This window comes from Streptomyces adelaidensis (genome assembly GCF_016598475.1).
In the GTDB taxonomy this organism is placed as follows: domain Bacteria; phylum Actinomycetota; class Actinomycetes; order Streptomycetales; family Streptomycetaceae; genus Streptomyces; species Streptomyces adelaidensis.
Genome location: NZ_JAEMUX010000010.1, coordinates 158829 through 177828, shown reverse-complemented (window position 1 = coordinate 177828; position 19000 = coordinate 158829). Strand labels below are relative to the sequence as shown.

General features: G+C 71.6%; 15 protein-coding genes. 4 read left to right on the top strand and 11 right to left on the bottom strand.

Going from position 1 to position 19000, the window contains the following annotated elements; translation table 11 throughout:
- Nucleotides 1-12 precede the first annotated feature (12 nt).
- Nucleotides 13-840, top strand: a complete 828-nt coding sequence (locus I8N67_RS08525; protein ID WP_200301980.1) for a hypothetical protein — start codon at nucleotides 13-15, stop codon at nucleotides 838-840.
- Nucleotides 841-885: 45 nt separating this feature from the next.
- Here I8N67_RS08525 and I8N67_RS08520 read toward each other — a convergent pair whose 3' ends face one another.
- Nucleotides 886-1269, bottom strand: coding sequence for a VOC family protein (locus I8N67_RS08520; protein WP_200301979.1), 384 nt, complete (start codon nucleotides 1267-1269; stop codon nucleotides 886-888).
- A gap of 620 nt (nucleotides 1270-1889) precedes the next feature.
- On the opposite strand from I8N67_RS08520, the gene I8N67_RS08515 reads away from it, so the two are divergent.
- The gene (locus I8N67_RS08515) at nucleotides 1890-2840 is read left to right on the top strand and encodes a helix-turn-helix domain-containing protein (RefSeq protein ID WP_200301978.1); all 951 of its coding nucleotides are present in this window, start codon (nucleotides 1890-1892) and stop codon (nucleotides 2838-2840) included.
- Between the two features lie 52 nt (nucleotides 2841-2892).
- On the opposite strand, the gene I8N67_RS08510 is transcribed toward I8N67_RS08515, so the two are convergent.
- The 5 genes from I8N67_RS08510 to I8N67_RS08490 form a co-directional block, all read right to left on the bottom strand.
- Nucleotides 2893-6345: a S8 family peptidase gene (locus I8N67_RS08510; RefSeq protein WP_234045301.1), complete on the bottom strand. Its 3453-nt coding sequence runs from the start codon at nucleotides 6343-6345 to the stop codon at nucleotides 2893-2895.
- 211 nt (nucleotides 6346-6556) lie between these two features.
- On the bottom strand, nucleotides 6557-7240 hold the full coding sequence (locus tag I8N67_RS08505) for an ABC transporter ATP-binding protein (RefSeq protein ID WP_200301977.1): 684 nt from the start codon (nucleotides 7238-7240) through the stop codon (nucleotides 6557-6559).
- Between the two features lie 43 nt (nucleotides 7241-7283).
- Entirely contained in the window at nucleotides 7284-8795 is a 1512-nt protein-coding gene (locus I8N67_RS08500; RefSeq protein WP_200301976.1) for an ABC transporter permease, read from the bottom strand.
- Nucleotides 8796-8953: 158 nt separating this feature from the next.
- Entirely contained in the window at nucleotides 8954-10207 is a 1254-nt protein-coding gene (locus tag I8N67_RS08495; RefSeq protein WP_234045300.1) for a L,D-transpeptidase, read from the bottom strand.
- Between the two features lie 233 nt (nucleotides 10208-10440).
- On the bottom strand, nucleotides 10441-10785 hold the full coding sequence (locus I8N67_RS08490) for a hypothetical protein (protein ID WP_200301974.1): 345 nt from the start codon (nucleotides 10783-10785) through the stop codon (nucleotides 10441-10443).
- A 110-nt stretch (nucleotides 10786-10895) separates the two neighbouring features.
- Here I8N67_RS08490 and I8N67_RS08485 point away from each other — a divergent pair, with 110 nt between their 5' ends.
- A complete protein-coding gene (locus I8N67_RS08485; RefSeq protein ID WP_200301973.1) occupies nucleotides 10896-11204 on the top strand; it encodes a hypothetical protein in 309 nt (102 codons plus the stop codon).
- 104 nt (nucleotides 11205-11308) lie between these two features.
- Here I8N67_RS08485 and hutH read toward each other — a convergent pair whose 3' ends face one another.
- From hutH to I8N67_RS08470, 3 genes are all read right to left on the bottom strand, one after another.
- The gene (gene hutH / locus I8N67_RS08480; protein ID WP_372443669.1) at nucleotides 11309-12847 is read right to left on the bottom strand and encodes a histidine ammonia-lyase; all 1539 of its coding nucleotides are present in this window, start codon (nucleotides 12845-12847) and stop codon (nucleotides 11309-11311) included.
- Between the two features lie 368 nt (nucleotides 12848-13215).
- On the bottom strand, nucleotides 13216-14385 hold the full coding sequence (locus I8N67_RS08475; protein WP_200301972.1) for a GGDEF domain-containing protein: 1170 nt from the start codon (nucleotides 14383-14385) through the stop codon (nucleotides 13216-13218).
- A gap of 101 nt (nucleotides 14386-14486) precedes the next feature.
- On the bottom strand, nucleotides 14487-15353 hold the full coding sequence (locus I8N67_RS08470) for an enoyl-CoA hydratase/isomerase family protein (protein WP_234045299.1): 867 nt from the start codon (nucleotides 15351-15353) through the stop codon (nucleotides 14487-14489).
- A 287-nt stretch (nucleotides 15354-15640) separates the two neighbouring features.
- Here I8N67_RS08470 and I8N67_RS08465 point away from each other — a divergent pair, with 287 nt between their 5' ends.
- The gene (locus I8N67_RS08465) at nucleotides 15641-16438 is read left to right on the top strand and encodes a hypothetical protein (RefSeq protein ID WP_200301971.1); all 798 of its coding nucleotides are present in this window, start codon (nucleotides 15641-15643) and stop codon (nucleotides 16436-16438) included.
- 49 nt (nucleotides 16439-16487) lie between these two features.
- On the opposite strand, the gene I8N67_RS08460 is transcribed toward I8N67_RS08465, so the two are convergent.
- Entirely contained in the window at nucleotides 16488-17651 is a 1164-nt protein-coding gene (locus tag I8N67_RS08460) for an adenylate/guanylate cyclase domain-containing protein (protein ID WP_200301970.1), read from the bottom strand.
- A gap of 220 nt (nucleotides 17652-17871) precedes the next feature.
- Nucleotides 17872-18759, bottom strand: a complete 888-nt coding sequence (locus I8N67_RS08455; protein ID WP_200301997.1) for a biotin--[acetyl-CoA-carboxylase] ligase — start codon at nucleotides 18757-18759, stop codon at nucleotides 17872-17874.
- Nucleotides 18760-19000 lie beyond the last annotated feature (241 nt).

The window sequence follows — 19000 nt, the reverse complement described above, 5'->3', positions numbered from 1 at the left end:
TAGCTTCTCGGCATGTGCGTCTCGATGGCCCCGGCCGAGTTCTCCGGCACCACGCTGTACTGCGGACGGCTGCACCACGCCGATCACGGGCTGATCCACGTCCTCGGCTATCAGAACACCGCCACGAACCTCGCCGACGGCCCGAACGCCATGCTTCTGCATCTGCCGGCGCGGCGGATGAGCCGCCACAACTTCCTTTCCGTGGGCCGGAGTTCCGATCTGCTGGAGCGGATGGTGGACGCCGTGCGGCCGGTGTCGGTGGGGACGGCCCCGGACTCCATGGACTGGATGGAGCGGGGCCGGGGGCCGGCCGTGGAGGTGTTCGAGCACGACGTCTACACCGTGGTGCTCGCCAGGGACGCACGCGCCGTACCGGCGGCGCTCGCCGAGGTCCCCGACCACCAACGGCCCGCGCTCGACCCGGAGTTGTTCGCGTTCTACGCCGAGCGATATCCGGGGCACGCCATCGCCGTCTGCTGCTTCGACAACGCGCGGGCGACGCAGGCGAAACCACTGCTCGTGTGGTACCCGCCGCTCGACCCCGACCTGCTCACCCTGCCCGCCCTCGACTGCCACACCGGGGGCGTCCCCGACCTCGACTCCCCCGCCCCTGTGGACCATTGGGTCGTCCTCGGCACCGACGAGGCCCCGCCCGGCTGGGGCGCACCGGTCGAGTACGCCCCAGCCATGCGCCACGGCCTGCGCGACTATCTGCCCGACACGGTCATCGGCCGGCACTTCGACGGCACCCTGCCCAACGGCGACTTCGCGATCAGCCACGCCGACCTGTTGAGCGGCGACGCGGAGCGCGTGAAGCGGGTCCGGCCCGGCGACGCGTAGCCGGCTCCCCCCACCGCTCCCCCGCCAAGCCCCGCCGCTCCCCCATCAACCCCCGCTTCCGTACGGCCTCGTGATGATCTCCAGGTTGTGGCCGTTCGGGTCGTCGAAGTACGTGCCGCGGCCGCCGTCGTTGGTGTTGATCTCCATGGTCCGGCGGTGGAAGGGGTCGGCCCAGTAGGTGAGGCCGGCCGCCTTGACGCGGGCGAAGATCTCGTCGAACTCGCCCTCCGTGACGAGGAAGGCGTAGTGCTGGGGCGTGATGGGATCGGGGGAGTCGATGTAGTCGAGGGTCACTCCGTTGGGGATCTCGACGGGGACGAACGGGCCGTACTCGGGGCTCACCTCCAGCCCCAGGATGTCGGCCAGGAACCGGGCCGAGGCCAACTTGTTGTGGGCAGCGACGATGGTGTGATTCAGAGCGACGGGCATGGGCGGCGTTCCTCCTCGGACCGGACCTGCTCGGACACCGGACCCCTCCCACGTTAGGCAGCCGCCGCCGAGCTCACCATCGGTCGCCGGTACCCCACGTCTACGACGCCGTGACTAGGACCCGGTACCTACTCCCCCGGCGTACTCCTCAGAGCGGGCAAGCAAGGTAACGGGTCGGCGGGCTCCTCGCCGGGTGTTCCTCCGACGGCGGCGGTACGACGGAGAGCGGCGGCGGCTCCGACGGGTCGCGCAGCCAGGTCCGGGGCGCGACGGCGGGGCCGTCCGCCGCGCCGAGCGAGCCGGCATGGCCGCCATCGCGCTCGGGTTCGCGAACAGCTCCGCCCCGGACCCCGCTCCTCAAACGCCGGGAGGGGAAACGCCGGAGGGGCTGAATTGACCTCAGCCATATCCAGCCCGTCCGGCGTTTGAGGACGAGGCCGTTGAGGCATGCCGGGGATCTCCTGGTCGTCGTCCCGCATCCGGCCTGCCTTCCGGCAGGATGCGAATACCAGCCTGCCCTGGGTGAGGATATTCGCCCAGGCCACGGTTCCGCGTACGTCCGCCGCTCGTACCACTGGCGGGGTCAGGCTCGTAAGCGTACGACCATGAATACTTGACCTATGGACCAACAGCCCGAGGCCGAAGCGGGAGCCGAAGTCATACAGGAGCCGCCACTGACCGCCGGGACCGCCGGGACCGCCGGTGCCCTGGACCGGCGTGCCGAGCTCAGTGAGTTCCTGCGCACCCGGCGTGCCCGGCTGAAGCCGGAGGACGTGGGGCTGCCGATGTTCGGGCGGCACCGGCGGGTGCCCGGGCTGCGGCGGGAGGAGCTGGCCCAGCTCGCGGGCGTGTCGGTGGCGTACTACACGCGGCTGGAGCAGGGCAATGGGCGCAATGTGTCGGCGGAGGTGCTCGACGCCATCGCGCGCGCTCTCCGGCTGAACGCCGCCGAGCACGCCCACCTCACGCACCTCGCCAAGCCGAAGGCGCACAAGAAGAAGCCGTCGGCCCGTCCGCAGCAGGTGCGCGGTGCCCTGCGGCAGCTGATCGACACCCTCGACGGCATCCCGGCCTACGTCACGGGCCGGCGCTCGGACATCCTCGTCTGGAACCGGATGGCGGCGGCGGTGTTCGGGGACTGGTCGGAGCTGCCGGCGCAGGACCGCAACTGGGCGCGGATGGTGTTCCTGCGGCCCGACTACCGGGATCTTTACATCGACTGGGACCAGAAGGCGGCCGACATCGTCAGCCATCTGCGGATGGACGCGGGCTGCCATCCGGACGACCCCCAACTGTCCGCGCTGGTGGGCGAGTTGTCGGTGAAGAGCGAGGAGTTCCGGCGGCTGTGGGCCACGCACGACGTGAAGGAGAAGAGCCACGGGGTGAAGCGCATGCGCCACCCGCTGGTCGGTGACCTCACCCTCTCCTTCGAGAGCTTCGGCCTCCCCGACGACCCGGAACAGAGCCTGATCACCTACCACGCCGAACCGGGCTCCCCCTCGGCCGACGCCCTCCGCCTCCTCGCCAGCTGGGGCACGGACGCGACCCGGGCGCCGACAGCGACGCCGTAACCGAGGGCTACGACGCCGCCGCCCGCCGGGAGACCGGCATCCGCGCCAGGTCTCACCTACTGAAGTACGCGTCGTGGATCGTCACGGTCGACCTGTTCCCCTTCCTGTCGGTCACCTCGGCACGCAACGACACGCTCTTGCCCGCCGCCGGAGTCCCGTAGGCGAACCTGCCGTTCTTCACGGCGACCTTGGTCCACTTCCTGCCGTCGTCCGACACCCGCACGGACAGCGACTTGAGGTGCTTGCCGGCCGCCGCGCCCTGCACGGTGACGGCAACGCCGGCCTTCTCGCCGGCCGGGGCCCCGCTGCCGAGGCCCAGGAACGGGGCGCCGAAGCGGACCGTGGAGAGGGGCAGTTTCCTGTCGCCGGCGGTCTTCTTCGACGTGAAGGTCCAGCTCGCGTCGATCCTGGAGGAGGCCGTGGCCAGGTCGGCGGAGCGGGAGATGGAGGTCGTCAGGCGGTAGGTGGCGAGGCCCGCCGGGACCTCGAACTGGCCGGAGCCGTCCAGCGCGTCCTCGGCCGTGGCGATCTTCCTGCCGTCGCGGTACAGGGTCGTCGTGACCTTCGTGTGGAGGGACGACCCGGCGTGCCCCTCGCCGTCGGCGAACATCGGCAGCAGGCCGTACAGCTGATTGCCGTCGCGCCGGATGCCGTGGATCCCGGTCATGCTCGGGCCGAAGACGCCGACGTTGAAGGTCTGCGCGTAGGTCCTGCCCGCCTTGAAGGTGCGGCTGTCCCCGGTCGTGTAGTACGCCTCCAGGACCGGGAAGCCCTGTTCGTCCTGCGGGCCGTACTGCTCGAAGTCGAGGCTCCACTTCACCCCGGCCGTGGTGGACAGATACAGCGTGCGGGTGCCGGGCAGCGGCTGTGGGACGCCGATGGAGGGCGAGCCGGGGCTGCCGGGGAGCCAGGCCCAGGCGAGGACCGCGCCCTTCTTGCCGGCGGCGGAGGAGCCGAGGCCGGTCTTCACGGTGGCCAGCCGGCTCTTCTGCCAGTGCTTGGTGTAGCCGGTCGCGAGCTTCTCGACCTTGCCGCCGGTGGCCGTGGCGTACTGCGCGGCACCGCCCTTGGCCCACTGGCCCGCCCAGTTCTGGGTGAGCCTGCCGCCGGTGATCCGCGGGCCGAGATGCGCGGTGCGGAACCCTTCGTAGGTGTCGAGGAGCCAGCCGAAGGAGTAGCGGTTCCCCTCCACGTACCGGGCGAACTCCGGTGCCGCGAGGACCTGTTCGGCGCCGGCGCCGGGCACGGTGATGTCGACCGGTTTCGTCGTGCGGGCGTCCAGCGTGAGGGTCGTCCTCCGGTCGACGGTGAGGGTCGGCCGGGACAGCCAGTCCGCCCCCTTGCCGTAGTCGTCCGGGTCCACGACGATCCCGGCGTTGAGGATGTAGTTCCCCTCCGGAACCCGCAGCTCGACCGTGCCGTCCTTGTCGTACGGCGTGAACCACTCGTCGACGGCCAGTCCGAAGACACCGGTCAGGTCGAGCAGGTGGTTCACGGCCGGCTCGCCGTCGCGGCCGATCAGCTTGAGCGTGACGTCGTACGACTCCTCCTCGCGCTCCACGGCCGCCGCCGTCCGTACGACTTGGCCGCCGCCGGTGGCGGTGACGTACGCGGAGTACAGGCCGTCGAGGCGGCCGCCGAGCCTGGTGTCGACGATCACGTCGACGGAGGCCTGGCCGCCGGCGGGGACGGTGACCTTCTTGGCGCCGGTCTTGAAGAAGCCGGCGGGGGCGGGCTTCCCCTTCGGGCCGGTGCCGGTCACTGAGAGGCCGAGTGTGACGGCCTTGGTGCCGAGGTTCTCGTAGGTGAGCTTCTCGCGCACCGGCTTGTCGTCGGTGTGCGGCCACTCCTGGACGCCGAAGCCGACGGAGACCGGATCGGCGAAGACCGTCTGCTTGACCGCCCTGTCGACGCGGATACGGCCGGAGCCCTGCTCGAAGGGGGTGTGATCGCCGCCCTTGGCCGACGCGACGAGGACGGCCTTGAGCTGGGCGTACGTCCAGTCGGGGTGCTGTTGCTTGAGAAGGGCGGCGGCGCCCGCGACATGCGGGGTCGCCATCGACGTACCGGAGATGGTCAGGTAGCCGGCGGGCTTTTGGCCGACCTCCTGTTCGATGAGGCTGCCGGGGGCCGCGGCGGCGGTGATGGCGACGCCGGGCGCGGTCACATCGGGCTTGACCTGGCCGTCCATGCCGGGGCCCCGGCTGGAGAAGGAGGCGAGCTTGTCCTTGTCGTCGACGGCACCGACGGTGAGCGCGGCGGCGGCGCTGCCCGGCGACCCGACGGTCCGCTCGCCCCAGTCGCCCTCGTTGCCGGCGGCGACCGCGAAGAGGATGCCCTTCTCGGCGGAGAGCTTGTTGATCTCCGCCTCCATCGGGTCGATCTCGGGGGTGTCGCCCCCGCCGAGGCTGAGGTTGACCACGTCGGCGCCCTGCTCGGCGGCCCACTCCATGCCGGCGATGATGCCGGAGTCGTCGCCGTAGCCCTCGTCGCTCAGCACCTTGCCGTTGAGCAGCTCGGCGCCGGGCGCGACGCCCTTGTACTTGCCCTTGGACCGCTTGCCGGTGCCCGCCGCGATGGAGGCGACGTGCGTGCCGTGGCCGTACTTGTCGGTGGTGTCGGGCGAGGCGGAGAAGTTCTTGTCGCCGATCACCTGGCCCTTGAGGTCCGGGTGGGTCGCGTCGATGCCGGTGTCGAGGACGGCGATGGTGACGCCCTTGCCGTCGTAGCCGGCCTTCCAGGCCTTCGGGGCGCCGATCTGCGGGACGGACTTGTCGAGGCTGACCTTGCGGACGCCGTCCAGCCAGATGTTCGCGACTCCGGTGGCGGTGGTGCCGTCGGCGTCGGTGACCGCCTTCCACAGCGCGGCGGCGTCGTCCCTGGGGGTGAGCACCGCGTCGGCGTTCAGGGTGTCGAGGGTGCGGCGGACCTTGGTGTCGCCTGCGTCCCGTACGTCGGCTCGGGCGCCGGCGGCGGTGCCCGTGTAGCCGACGATCAGCTTCAGGCCCTGCTTGTGGGAGGTGCGGGTCGCCGTCCTGTCGAGCTCGGTGACGTCGAAGAGCCGCTTGTCGATCCGTCCGGCGGACAGGAGCCGGGCCGCGTCGGCCGGCAGGACATAGGTGTGGCCGTCGGCCTCACGGAGCTGGACGGGGACACCCTCACGGCCCTTGGCCCGCTCCAGTCCGAGGACCCGGCCGGCGGCATCGAGGAGCACACGGTCGCCGGTGACGAGAGTGATGCGGTGGCTCTCCGCGACACCGCCGCCGGCGCCCGCCTTGGGGCCGAGGCCGGCCTTGGGGCCGAGGCCGGCCTTGAGGCCGAGGCCGGCCTTGAGGCCGAGGTCGGTCGCTGTCGTGCCGATCGTGGTCGTACCGGTCACGGTCGCGCCGGTCACGCGCTCGGATATCGCGGACGCCGGGCTGGTCAGTCCCGCCGTCAGTGTCAGTGCCGCAGCGGACGCCATGGCGATCGCGGCCGTGCACACACTTCTCACGTGTCTGCGCAAGTCTCTCCCTCGATCCGGTAATCCGGCGGGGGGATCCTCCGCACACATACGTGTCAATTCCCCCCGGTCTTCGCAGTATGACCGGGGGTGCACTCATGCCACATGTCTCGCGACTGGGCGCAAAGCGGCGAAATCCGGGCCACGCGCAACCCGCACGCGCCCCGGACTCCACCCCAACACGCCCCTCACCCAGGGGCGTCACCCGGCGGCGTCACGCCCCGGCGTTCTCCTTCACGCTGATGCGCCCCTTGCGGATCGTGGCGACCCGGGGGGCCTTCTTCGCCAGCGCCGAGTCATGGGTGACCATGATGAAAGTGAGCCCGTGCTCCTTCCAGAGGGCCTCCAGGACCTCCATGATCTCGTCGCGCATGGACTCGTCGAGATTGCCGGTGGGCTCGTCCGCGAGCAGCACCTTCGGCCGCTTCACCAGCGCGCGGGCGATCGCGACCCGCTGTTGCTGACCGCCCGACAGCTCGGCCGGCAGATGCCCCAGCCGCTCCCCCAGACCCACCGACTCCAGCGCCTCGGCGGCCCGTGCCCGCCGCTCCTTCGCCTTCACGCCGAGGGGGACGAGAGCCGTCTCCACGTTCTCCTGCGCGTTCAGCGTCGGGATCAGGTTGAAGCTCTGGAACACGAACCCGATGCTCTCGCTGCGCACCTTCGTGAGCTTCGCCTCCGTCAGCTTCGCCAGGTCGGTGCCGTCGAGTTCGATGCTGCCGTCGGACGGCTTGTCGAGCCCGCCGAGCATCTGCAGCAGCGTCGACTTACCCCCGCCGGTCGGGCCCTGGATGACCAGCCGGTCCCCGTCCGCGATGGTGAGATCGACCCCGTCGAGCGCGACGACGGTGTCCTTGCCGCGCGCATAGCGCTTGGTCACGCCGGTGAGTACGTACATGGTGCAACTCCTGGAAGAGGTGAAGGGGTTGGGCCCGGACCTGCTACTCGACGCGGCGCAGTGCGTCGGCCGGCCGCAGCCGGGACGCCCGCCAGCCACCGAAGGCGCCCGCGATCAGCCCACCCGCGACGGCCAGTCCGACCGCGAGGGCGATCGTGGAGACGCCGACGGGCGCCGTGAGAGCCACTTCCAGGGTGTCCGAAGCCGTCTGCTGCCCGCCGCCGGCGCCACCGCCGCCCGGGAAACCGCCCCCGCCGCCGGGACCGCCACCGCCCGGCCCGCCGCCGAACCCACCGGCGGTCGTGCCGAGTTCGGCCTGGAGCGTGGGGCTGATCGCGGTCACGAGGTACGCCCCGCCGAGGCCCAGCGCGATGCCGAGGACGCCGCCGACGAGCCCGTTGACGACGGCCTCACCGACCACCTGGCGGGTCACCCGGCCGGACTTCCAGCCGAGCGCCTTGAGCGTGCCGAACTCCCGTACGCGGCGGGAGACGGCCGAGGAGGTGAGGAGCCCGGCGACCAGGAACGCGGCGATGAGCACCGCGACGGACAGCCACCTGCCGACGTTGGAGGCGAGGCCGGAGGCCGTGGACAGGGACCCGGAGACGGTATCGGCGAGGTCGGCGGAGGTGGTGACGGTCGTGCCGTCGATGTTCTTCTGGATGGCCGCCTTGACGCCGTCGATCCGCTGCGAGTCGCTCGCCCTGACGTAGATCGTGGTGATCTTGTCCTTGGAGTCGCTGAGCGTCTGCGCCTGCTTCAGCGGGATGTAGAGGTTGGCCGCCGCGTCCCCGCTGTCGGGCGTGGCGATCCCGATGACCTTGTACTTGACGCCGCTGACGGTGACGCTGTCGCCGACCTTCAGCTCCTTCTCCTTGGCGTACGACTTGTCCGCGACGACCACCTCGGCATCGGTCTCGGACGCCTTGAACGTACGACCGCTGGTGATCTTCGAGGAGGTCAGGGGGCCGAGGGCGGGCTGGGTGACGTCGGTGCCGTAGACGGAGTAGTTGTCGACGTCGAAGTCGGCGCCGCCGCCCTCGACCCGGCCCTCGGGCTGTCCGGTGCCGCCGCTGTTCTGACCGCCGCCGGGGCCGCCCTGCTGCTGGCCGCCGGAGCCCTCCTGCTGCTCGAACTGGCCGGCCCGGAACTGGCCGTTGACCTTGACGACCTGGAGGCTGAGGCCGCCGACGGCCTCGGCGACACCCTCCTGTTCGCCGACCTCGGTGACGGTGGAGCCGGCCAGGGTCTGGAAGCCCTGGACTTGGACGATGTCGCTGCTCTGCTCCTCGTCGGAGTCGCTGTCCTGCGCGTCGAACTCGAACCGCGGGCGCTGGCCGCTGTTCTCGCCGGACGCCTCGGCGGCCTTGGTGACGGTCATGTCCGTCCCCAGCCCGTACAGGGATTCGAGGACCTTGCTCTGCGCCTTCTCCATGCCCGACGACACGGAACTGACCACGATCACCAGCGCGATGCCCAGGGCGAGGCCGGAGGCGACGACGAGCGCCGCCTTTCTGCGGCGGCGCAGTTCGCGCCTCAGATAGGTGAAGAACATGGCCGAAAGCTAGGGACGTCATGTGATGAAGGGATAAGCCCTTGATGAGAGCCTGATGAGAACCCTGTGTTTAGCCCCGGAAACGCCGATGCCGCCCCTTGGAACGGCATCGGGGACGACATCGGGGGCGGCATCCGTACGACGCGGTTGGCGGAGGGTCAGGCGGCGGAGCCGGCCGTCCAGTCCGCCCAGCTCAGGTTCCAGCCGTTGAGGCCGTTGTCCGGGGCGACCGTCTTGTCACCGGTGTTCCGGATGTCCACGACGTCACCGACGATCGAGTTGTTGTAGAACCAGGCACCCTCGGTGTCGGGGTCGTTGGCGCCCTTGGTGTCGTTCAGACCGACACAGCCGTGGCTGGTGTTGACGCTGCCGAAGACGGAGTCGGCGCCCCAGTAGTTGCCGTGGATGAACGTCCCGGAGGTGGTGAGACGGATGGCGTGCGGCACGTCCTTGATGTCGTACTCGCCCTTGCCGTCGTCATCGGTGAAGCCCACGGTCGCGCCGTTCATGCGCGTCTCCTTGAACTTCTCCGACATCACCATGACGCCCTGGTACGTCTTGTTCTCGGGCGAACCGGCCGAGATCGGGATGGTCTTGACGACCTTGCCGTCCTGCGTGACCTTCATCGTCTTGGTCGTGGCGTCGACGATCGAGACCTGATTGCGGCCGATCTTGAAGGTCACCGTCTTCTGCTGCACACCGTAGACACCCTCGGCGCCCTCGACCCCGTCGAGCGCGAGCTTCAGGGTGACGGTGGAGCCGCCCTGCCAGTAGTCCTCCGGGCGGAAGTCGAGGCGGTTGGCGTTGAACCAGTGCCCGACGACCTCCTGGCCGGAGCTGCTGGAGACGGTGATCCCCTTCTGGACGGCGGCCTTGTCGGTGATCCCCTTGTCGAAGTTGATCGAGACCGGCATGCCGACGCCGACGGTGGAGCCGTCCTCCGGCGTGAAGTTGCCGATGAAGCTGTTGGCGGGCGAGACCGTGGTGAACGCCGAGTTCTCGTGGGCCTCGCGGCCTTCGGAGTCCTGGGCGCTGGCGGCGATCTTGTAACCGGTGGACCGCTCCAGCTGGCCGGTCGGCGCCCAGCTCTTCTTGTCCGCGGATATCTCGCCCTCGACGGCGGTGCCCTCGGCGGTGGTCATCGTCACCTCGGTGAGCGTGCCTTTGCTCACCGTGACCTTGGCCGAGTTGTTGATGGAGGCGTTGTCCGAGCCGTCCTTCGGGGCGATCTCGATGTCGGCCTCGGAGGTCTTCTTGGCTGCCGCCTCGTCGACCTTGGCCTGCGAGGAGTCCCCGCCGTCGTTACCGGACGCGTTGTCGCCGTCGCTCCCGCTGCACGCAGAGAGCACCAGCACCCCGCCGAGCAGTGCGGACGCGACCGACAGGCCCCTGCGCCGCTTACTGTTCGTCATCACACGCTTCTCCATCGTTGCCGAAATCCCCAGACCAGAGAATCCCCGTAAGCACTTAAACACCACTACGGCACCGAGCCGTTCCGCTTCCCGCGGATATGTGGGATACGCCACTCCACCCGCAACGGATCGTTGACGACCCGGCGACGGTGCGCGAGTGACTGATGCGCCCCATGAGACGAGAAAACCCCGGGCGGTGGTTGCCGCCCGGGGTCATCAATCTCCCGAGCGGCTCAGCCGAGCCCGTCTTCCTCGTCGTTCCCACGACCATCATCCTCGCCGAGGTCCCATTCCGGCGAATCGGGGTCGTAGTCGATGCTCTCGCTGCTCCATGACGCCTGGGCGAGATCGACCCCCGGCACCTCTCCGATCAGGTCGAACGGGTCGACCAGGTAGGCGAGGGCCTCCGCTGTGTCCTCCGTCACCGCGCTCTCGGCGTGCACCCGCTCATCGGCAGGCATATCGGAGTCGTCCGCGATCCGCCGAAGCGCGGCCCCGGTGACGGTCTCGACGTTCTCGATCTCTACCACCAATTCGACCCGAAGCCTGACAAACTGTGATGTCTCAGTTGTACTCATGCTCCGGAGCGTACGGCTCACAGGTCACGCGACTTTCCCACGACCCGCGCCTTTCATTAGCATCGCTCCCTACGGCCAATTCGCCAGCGCCACAAGGGGATCGATATTCCGTGTCCGTCGCACGTCGCGCGTCGTCCACCGCCCGCCGATCGCTGTTGACCGCCACCGCCGCGGGCACCCTCCTGGGCGCCCTCTGGTTCGTGCCGTCGGCCAACGCGACCCAGGACGAGGCGGTCACAGAGCAGCAGACGACCACGACGACGGATTCGGCCCCGTCCACCAAGAGCGGCCCCGGCACCCGGCTCGCCGACACCGGCAGCCCCAACACCACGCCCTACCTGGTCGGCGGCACGGCAATGCTGGGCCTGGGCGCGGGTTTCGTGGCGTACTCGATGCGCCGCGAGCGCGAGGGGTACTGATTCGACGCGAAGGCACGGGGCACAGCCCCTAGCTTTTCAGGGGCGCGGGGAAGCGCGCGACAAGCCCCCACCGGACCGGCGGCCGAAACCGCACCCCGGCCCGCTCAGGCCAACGGCCCCGTCACCGACTCCGCCGCCGCCACCAGCCGCCCGTCCCGGACGAACCCGTCGGCCAACTCCAGGTCCGGCGCGAGGAAACGATCCGGCCCAGGCCCCTCGACCCCGGCGGCGCGTACGGCGTCCACCACCGCCCGAGTGGCCGGCGCGGGCGTCAGCCCCTCGCGCAGCTCGACGGCGCGCGTCCCGGCGTACAGCTCGACGGCGAGGACGCGCGTGAGGTTGTCCACGGCGGTGCGCAGCTTGCGCGCGGCGGACCAGCCCATGGAGACGTGGTCCTCCTGCATCGCGGAGGACGGGATCGAGTCGGCGGACGCCGGTACGGCGAGCCGCTTCAGCTCGCTCACCAGGGCCGCCTGGGTGTACTGGGCGATCATGAGCCCGGAGTCGACGCCGGCGTCGTCCGCGAGGAACGGCGGCAGCCCGTGCGACCGGTTCTTGTCGAGCAGCCGGTCGGTGCGCCGCTCGGCGATCGAGGCGAGGTCGGCGACCGCGATGGCCAGGAAGTCGAGGACGTAGGCGACCGGCGCGCCGTGGAAGTTGCCGTTGGACTCCACCCGCCCGTCCGCCAGGACGACGGGGTTGTCGACCGCCGCCGCCAACTCCCGCTCGGCGACGAGCCGGGCGTGCGCGACGGTGTCCCGCCCGGCCCCGGCGACCTGCGGAGCGCACCGCACTGAGTAGGCGTCCTGGACGCGCGGCGCGTCGTCCTGGTGGTGGCCGGTGAGCCCCGAGCCCTTCAGCACGGCGAGCATGTTGGCCGCGGCGGCCCCCTGCCCGGGATGCGGGCGGATGGCGTGCAGCTCGGGTGCGAGGACCCGGTCGGTGCCGAGCAGGGCCTCCAGGGAGATCGCGGCCGTGATGTCGGCCGACGTGTAGAGCCGCTCCAGGTCGGCCAGCGCCATGATCAGCATGCCGAGCATGCCGTCGGTGCCGTTGAGGAGGGCCAGCCCCTCCTTCTCGCGCAGTTCGACGGGCGCGAGGCCGTGCTCGGCGAGCAGCTCACCGGCCGGCCGCACGACGCCGTCGGGGCCCTCGGCGTCGCCCTCGCCCATCAGGGTGAGCGCGCAGTGCGACAGCGGCGCCAGGTCACCGGAGCAGCCGAGGGAGCCGTACTCGTGCACGACGGGGGTGATCTGGGCGTTGAGGAGGTCGGCCATGGTCTGCGCGACCTCGGGCCGTACGCCGGTGCGGCCGGAGCAGAGGGTCTTCAGCCGCAGGAACATCAGCGCGCGGACGACCTCGCGCTCCACCCGGGGCCCCATGCCGGCCGCGTGCGAGCGGACGATGTTGCGCTGGAGCCGGGCGCGCAGCTCCGGGCTGATGTGCCGGCTGGCGAGGGCGCCGAAGCCGGTGGAGACCCCGTAGACGGGTTCCGGCTTGGCGGCCAGCGCGTCGACGATCTCGCGAGCCGCCGCGAGGGCCGCCACCGCCTCGCCGGAGAGCTCGACCCGGGCGCCGGCGCGCGCCACGGCGAGGACGTCGGCCGGGGTGACCCCGGACGTCCCGAGCACCACGGGGTCCACAGAGTGCATATCCATATTCAGGATCGTAGGGACTGAATCGCCGATTGTCACGACCGAACGAGGGAAGGACTCCTTACCCGGCGCGTTCACACCGAGCCCCAGCCCTGCCGACACCGCCCGCCGGGCTATCCGCGTAGATCAGAACCAGCTCAGAAAACGGTCAGAGAACGATCCGAGATTGATCAGAATCCCGCAGGTCAGAGCCTTGCCGTCGCCCGCTCCCCGTAGGGTCGGAGCACTGGACCGCACACGGCCGCGCTCCTCACCTCGGCCGGACGGTCGAACCACAGACAGGCCCACGGTCTACTCCCCCCTTGGCCGTGGGCAGCCCAGGGCCACGCGCTGACTCGACCCACGCGCGGCCCGCCCTAGGACCGGCGCCCGCGAATGCGGCGCCGGTCCCCGGGGTGCGCGGGGTCGGCGGGGGCGGGCGGCCGGTCGGCGAGGCTGACCACCGGGTCCTCGCCGCCGTCGCCCTCACGGCCCGCGACGACCGGCTCGACGGAGCCGGCGGCCTTGGCCCGGTACTGCGCGGCGTCCGCGAGCCGGAAGAGCCGCCGCGCCGAGCGCAGCGGCCCGATCGGGTCCCCGGTCGAGGCCACCCCGCACGCCACCCCGTCGCCCGGCTCCAGGTCCCGCGCCCGTACACAGAGGTCACCGGCGACCCGTACGACCTCGTCCGCCGACGGCCCCACCGCGAGCAGACAGAACTCGTCGCCGCCGAGCCGTGCGGCCAGCACCTGGGGCAGCTCGGCCGCACAGCGCGAGAGGACCGAGCCGAACCGTTCCAGCACCTGGTCCCCCACCGCGTGCCCGTAGGAGTCGTTGACCTTCTTCAGCCCGTTGAGGTCGCAGACGACCAGGCTGATCACGGTGCCGTCGTTCCGGTACGCCTCCATCGCCTCGTCGAGCCGCAGGTCCACCGCACGCCGGTTGCCGAGCCCGGTGAGGGAGTCGGTGAAGGCGAGCCGCCGGGCCTCCTCCAGCTGTTCCGACTGGGCGATCCCGGCCGCGACGACCGAGGCGAGCACGGTCGCGAACGCGGCGTCGTCCCCGTGGAAGACGGGCTCCCCGGCGGGCCGGGCCACATACAGCTCGCCCCAGGCCCGGCCGTTCAGCACGATGGGCGCCACGACACAGCAGCCGCGCCCGCGCCGGCGCAGCGCCGCGACCCGCTGATGGCAGTAGCCGCCGGGGCGCCGCCCGGCGGCCGGACCGGCCGCCGTCTCCACCCACGCGTTGGGCTCCCCGCCCTCCAGCCACCGCTCGTGCAGGAACTCCGCGATCTCCGGGAACTCGTGCACCGGGTACGTCTCGTCCTCCGGGAACTCCTCCTCACCCGGCGCACGCTTCCCCACGTTCACCAGCACCCGCAGCAGCCCCCGCTCCCGCTCCCACACGGACAGCGCGGCGAAGCTGCCGGACAGGGCCCGGCACGCGCCGTCCGCGGCCGCCCACCACGACTCCCGCGGCGCGTGGGCTCCCGCCATCCCCCGCGCCAACGCCACCACGGCCCTCAGCCGTCTGTCCTCACCCATCACTCCAGGCTAGGGAGCTTTGCGATGATTTGAGACGTTGGCGGGGCGAACAGGGGTACGGCCCAGGCCAGGGCCGGATCCGACCGCGCCCGGAGCCTCACTCACTCCCCCGGCCAGTCGGGCTTCCGCTTCTCGTTGAAGGCGGCCACACCCTCCGCGCGGTCCCCCGAGAAGGCGACCGACCGCCAGGCCGCGTCCTCGACCTCCAGCCCGGCCCGCAGGTCGAGCCCCTGGCCGAGCCGGAGCGCCTGCTTGGCCGCGCGCAGCCCGACGGGCGAGTTCGCGGCGATCCGCGCGGCCAGCACCAACGCCTCGTCCCGGTCCCGCCCCTGCGCCACCAACTGGTCCACGAGCCCCAGCTCCCGCGCCTCCACGGCCTCCAGCCGCCGCGCCGTGAAGATCAGCTCGGCCGCCCGCGCGGCCCCCACCCGACGCGGCAGCAACTGCGTACCGCCACCGCCCGGAATCACCCCCACCGACACCTCGGGCAACCCCACCACCGCCGTACGGTCGGCCACGATCAGGTCGCAGGCCAGGGCCAGTTCGAAGCCACCGCCCAGCGCGAAGCCGTGCACGGCGGCGACGGTGGGCATGGGCAGTTCCAGTACACCGGTGTACGCCGCGCGCGCCACGGGCCGCTGCCGCACCAGTTCGGCGTCACTGAACGAGTTCCGCTCTTTCAGATCCGCCCCCACGCAGAACGCCCGCTCATGCGTCGACGTCACCACGACCACCCGCACGTCCCGGTCCCCGGCCAGCGCCCCGCACGCCGCCGCGAGGGAACGGGCCATGTCGGTCGACACGGCGTTCATCGCCTTGGGCCGGTCGAGCACGAGCTCGGCGACATACCCGTGCCGCCGTACGACGACGAACTCCCCGTACCGCCGCTCGCCGAGCCGCTCGGCCTGTTCCACGGACTCCGCCTGCTCCGCCGACTCCGTCGGTTCCGCTGCCGCCCCGTCACCCATGACACCCTCCCGGTTAACGCGGGTTAACTATCGTCGCCCCGATCATCGCAGCCGGGCCCCGCCGGGGAAAGCCCGGACAGCGACCCGGCGACGGCCGCCCCGGCGGGCCTGGTGGCGTCCGTTGACGGTGGCCCTTGACGGCGACGTCACATCACCGGCGACCGTCTCCCCATTCGAGTGACATCCAGCCCTTTTCCGATCACACCGCGCACCCCGGCACATAATCTGCGCTCCGCCACAGGCGTACCGGGGGACACGGGCGCGCAGGGGAGGGACGAGGACGGGCCATGACGACGAACACGATGACCAGGCCGACGACGGGGCCGGGGACGGCGATGCCGAGCGCGATGCCGACCGCGACGACGGCCGCGCCATGGCGGCCCTCGGTGACGCCTGCGGCGCCGACGGCATCCGTGCGGCCCGCGCCGCCGATCACGCCCGTGACGCCGGTGTCACCGGCGGACCGCCCACGGGGCCGGCACCGCCGCCCCCGGCCCCGGAAGCTGCTGTTCGCGGTCGGCGGGATGGCGCTGGCGGCAGGAGCGCTGAGCCTGCTGCGGCTGGCCTCGGAACCGGCGGGCGTCGGCGGTGCGTCGGCGGGTCCGGCGCCGAGCGCGCCGGACGAGTTCACGGACGAGGCGACCGATGCCGGGGCGTCCGTGGGGAGCGAACCTTCGGCGGACCCGGAGAGCCCCGCCGTCGACACCCCGATGGGTGGCGGAGGCCGCGAGTCGGCGCCGCCGCGGTCACCGGGAGCGGCCGCCCCCAAGCCGACCCCCTCGGGCTTCGCGCCCTCCCCGTCGATCGGCGTGGAGCTCCCCTCGCGCCCCGGCGCCCGAGACCTGCCCGACGACCCGGCCGCCCCGGACACCCCGGCGACGGCCCGCACGCCGGAAACTCCCCGCCCCACCCCGCCCGCGCCCGCCCAGCCACCGGCAGCGGCACCCGAGCAGCCGGCAGCACCCCATTTCCCGGACTCCCCGACCACTCCCAAAAACCCGGAGACGACTCCCGCGAACCCCGGAAAGCCGGGCCTGTGCGTCCCGATCGTCGGACTGTGCGTCAACGACGCCCTGCGCAGGTGACGGGCATCCCCCGGTCCCCCGGGACCAGAGCCGGCGGAGGCCTACGCCCTCACGGCTTCCCCGGCCGCCGCGTGAGCAGCCACGGCTGGACGACGCCCAGGCCGCGCACGGGGCGCTGCCACATGGGCTGAAGGGCGAAACGGTACGTGGGCGACTCCTCGCCCTCCTTCTCGGCGGCGGCCGCGGCTTCGGCGGCCTCCGTCTCGGAGGCGGGGGCTTCGCCGGTGCGGGTCAGTTCCTCGGCGAAGGCGCCGTCGACGAGGACCGCGTCCTTGGGCGCTATCGAGGTCAGCCGGCTGGCGAGGTTCACGGTGGAACCGAAGACGTCGCCCATCCGGGTCGTCACCGTGCCGAAGGCCATGCCGACGCGCAGCTCGGGCATGGTCTCGTCGTTGGCCATGGTCTCGATGAGCCGGAGGGCGATCTCGGCGGCCACCCCGGCGTCGTCGGTGGCGTACAGGACCTCGTCGCCCAGGGTCTTGATGAGCCGGCCGCCGTTCGCGGCCACCAGGTCCGCCGCCGTGGTCTCGAAGGCCTCGACGAGCTCGCCGAGCTCCTCCTCCTCCATCCGACGGGTCAGGCGGGTGAAGCCGACCAGGTCGGCGAAGCAGACCGCCAGCCGCCGGTCGACCATCTCCTCGTCGTCCGCGGCCTGCACGACCCGCCCGGTCGCGGCGGCCAGCTGCCGCCGCCAGACATAGACGAGGAACTCCTCCAGCTCCGGCAACAGCAGCTCTATCAGCGGATACGTCACTTCGGTCCGGGTCATGCCCGGCTCCGGGGGCTCGGTAAGGCCCTCCAGGAAGGAGTCGATCTGCCACTCGGCGAGCCGCGCCGTGGTCTGTCCGGTGGAACGGGCCACCTGTACGGCCATGGCCTCACTGAGCAGCCCCGCCTCGACGAGACCGGCGAGCCGCCGCAGCGCGAGCACGTCCGCCTCGGTCAGCGCCTTCGCCTGGCCGATGTCCGCGAAGCCCATGGCCCGCCAGAAACGGGACGCCAGCTCCATGGACACGCCCGCGCTGCGCGCCGCCTGAAAAGGGGTGTAGCGGCGCTCGGCCCCGAGGATGAGCCCTTCGAGCCGCAACGCCAGCGGGTCCTCCTCGCCGACGTCCGCGCCTTGGGGCTGGTCCCGCCCGAGCGAAGCCGAGAGCGGGGGAGGGTCCACGTGGCCTTGCCCGTCGGTGCCGGAGCCCGTGTCCTCGACGCTCACTCCTGCTGCCCTTCCGATCTCCCGCGGTCACGTACTCGACCGGCCTCAACTCTACGGCAGGTGTGCGCCAGCTCACTCCGTCAGGTGGGGCCACGGGGTGTACCCGGCGGCCGACAAGGCGCCCTCGCCCCGTGCCGGCCCTACTGGGGGCCGCGCCCCCAGACCCCCGCCGATCGACCTTCGGGCTCGTCCTCAAACGCCGGACGGGCTGAATTCCACCTCACGCAGCCCGCAGATGCACGATGTCCCCCGCCCCCACCGGCTCCTGCACCCCCTCCTCCGTGGCGAGGACCAACCGCCCGTCCCCGTCCACCGCCACGGCCTCCCCCACGACCGAGCGGTCCCCGGGCAGCTCGGCGCGCACCTTCCGGCCCAAGGTCGCGCATCCGGCGGCGTAGGTCTCCTGGAGGCCGCTCGCCACGGGGTCTCCGCCGGCCGCACGCCACCTCCCGTACCAGTCCTCCAGGGCGCGCAGCACGGCCCGCAGCAGCGGATCGCGGTCGGTGGTCACGGCACCGGCCAGCGCCAGGGAACCGGCCGCGGGGACCGGCAGCTCGTCGGCGCGCAGGGTGACGTTGATGCCGGTCCCGACGACCACGCCCTCCGCACCCGCGCGCTCGGCGAGGATGCCGCCGGCCTTGCGTTCCTCACCGTCCACGGTCACGAGCAGGTCGTTGGGCCACTTGAGTGCCGTATCGATGCCGGCGGCGCGTGACAGCCCGGTCGCGACGGCGACGCCGGTGAGCAGCGGCAGCCAGCCCCAGCGTTCGAGGGGGATGCCGTCGCCCGGCTTGAGGAGGACGGAGAAGAAGAGCCCGGAGCGGGCGGGCGCGGTCCAGCTGCGGTCGAGGCGCCCGCGCCCCGCGTTCTGCTCCTCGGCGACGAGCACCGCGCCCTCGGGCAGCCGGTCGGCGCGCCCCGCGAGGTCGGTGTTGGTGGAGCCGATGACGGGCACCACGTCCAGCGAACTCCACAGCCCGCCCTCGCGGACCAGCGCCCGGCGCAGGGAGGCGGAGTTGAGGGGCGGCCGGCCGAGGTCGGACCAACGGTCCGACCTCGGCTCACCCGGTCCGCTGGACGGGTCTCCTTGTGCACCTGGTGGAGTCATCATGCAACCCACCCTAGGTTTGACATCCTCCGTCCCGCGAGAAGGGGACGGATTCCAGCCCTGACGAGCTGAGGTTCACGGGCGCTCGATCACTCTCGTGACGTCACCCCTCCGACGTGTCCCGCCGCGACACAGCGATCGTGCTGCCGGAAAGGGGGCGCGAGTGTGGTAAACGCCGCACTGCCGAACGGTAGGCGCAGCACTACGCTACGGATGAGTAACCCACCCCCCTTCTGAGCAC

What these genes read in the sequence shown, in the direction of transcription:
- I8N67_RS08525 (WP_200301980.1), top strand. Translation starts at nt 13, where the DNA reads ATGTGCGTCTCGATGGCCCCGGCCGAGTTCTCCGGCACCACGCTGTAC.
- I8N67_RS08520 (WP_200301979.1), bottom strand. Translation starts at nt 1,269, where the DNA reads ATGCCCGTCGCTCTGAATCACACCATCGTCGCTGCCCACAACAAGTTG.
- I8N67_RS08515 (WP_200301978.1), top strand. Translation starts at nt 1,890, where the DNA reads ATGGACCAACAGCCCGAGGCCGAAGCGGGAGCCGAAGTCATACAGGAG.
- I8N67_RS08505 (WP_200301977.1), bottom strand. Translation starts at nt 7,240, where the DNA reads ATGTACGTACTCACCGGCGTGACCAAGCGCTATGCGCGCGGCAAGGAC.
- I8N67_RS08500 (WP_200301976.1), bottom strand. Translation starts at nt 8,795, where the DNA reads ATGTTCTTCACCTATCTGAGGCGCGAACTGCGCCGCCGCAGAAAGGCG.
- I8N67_RS08495 (WP_234045300.1), bottom strand. Translation starts at nt 10,207, where the DNA reads ATGACGAACAGTAAGCGGCGCAGGGGCCTGTCGGTCGCGTCCGCACTG.
- I8N67_RS08490 (WP_200301974.1), bottom strand. Translation starts at nt 10,785, where the DNA reads ATGAGTACAACTGAGACATCACAGTTTGTCAGGCTTCGGGTCGAATTG.
- I8N67_RS08475 (WP_200301972.1), bottom strand. Translation starts at nt 14,385, where the DNA reads ATGGGTGAGGACAGACGGCTGAGGGCCGTGGTGGCGTTGGCGCGGGGG.
- I8N67_RS08470 (WP_234045299.1), bottom strand. Translation starts at nt 15,353, where the DNA reads ATGGGTGACGGGGCGGCAGCGGAACCGACGGAGTCGGCGGAGCAGGCG.
- I8N67_RS08465 (WP_200301971.1), top strand. Translation starts at nt 15,641, where the DNA reads ATGACGACGAACACGATGACCAGGCCGACGACGGGGCCGGGGACGGCG.
- I8N67_RS08455 (WP_200301997.1), bottom strand. Translation starts at nt 18,759, where the DNA reads ATGACTCCACCAGGTGCACAAGGAGACCCGTCCAGCGGACCGGGTGAG.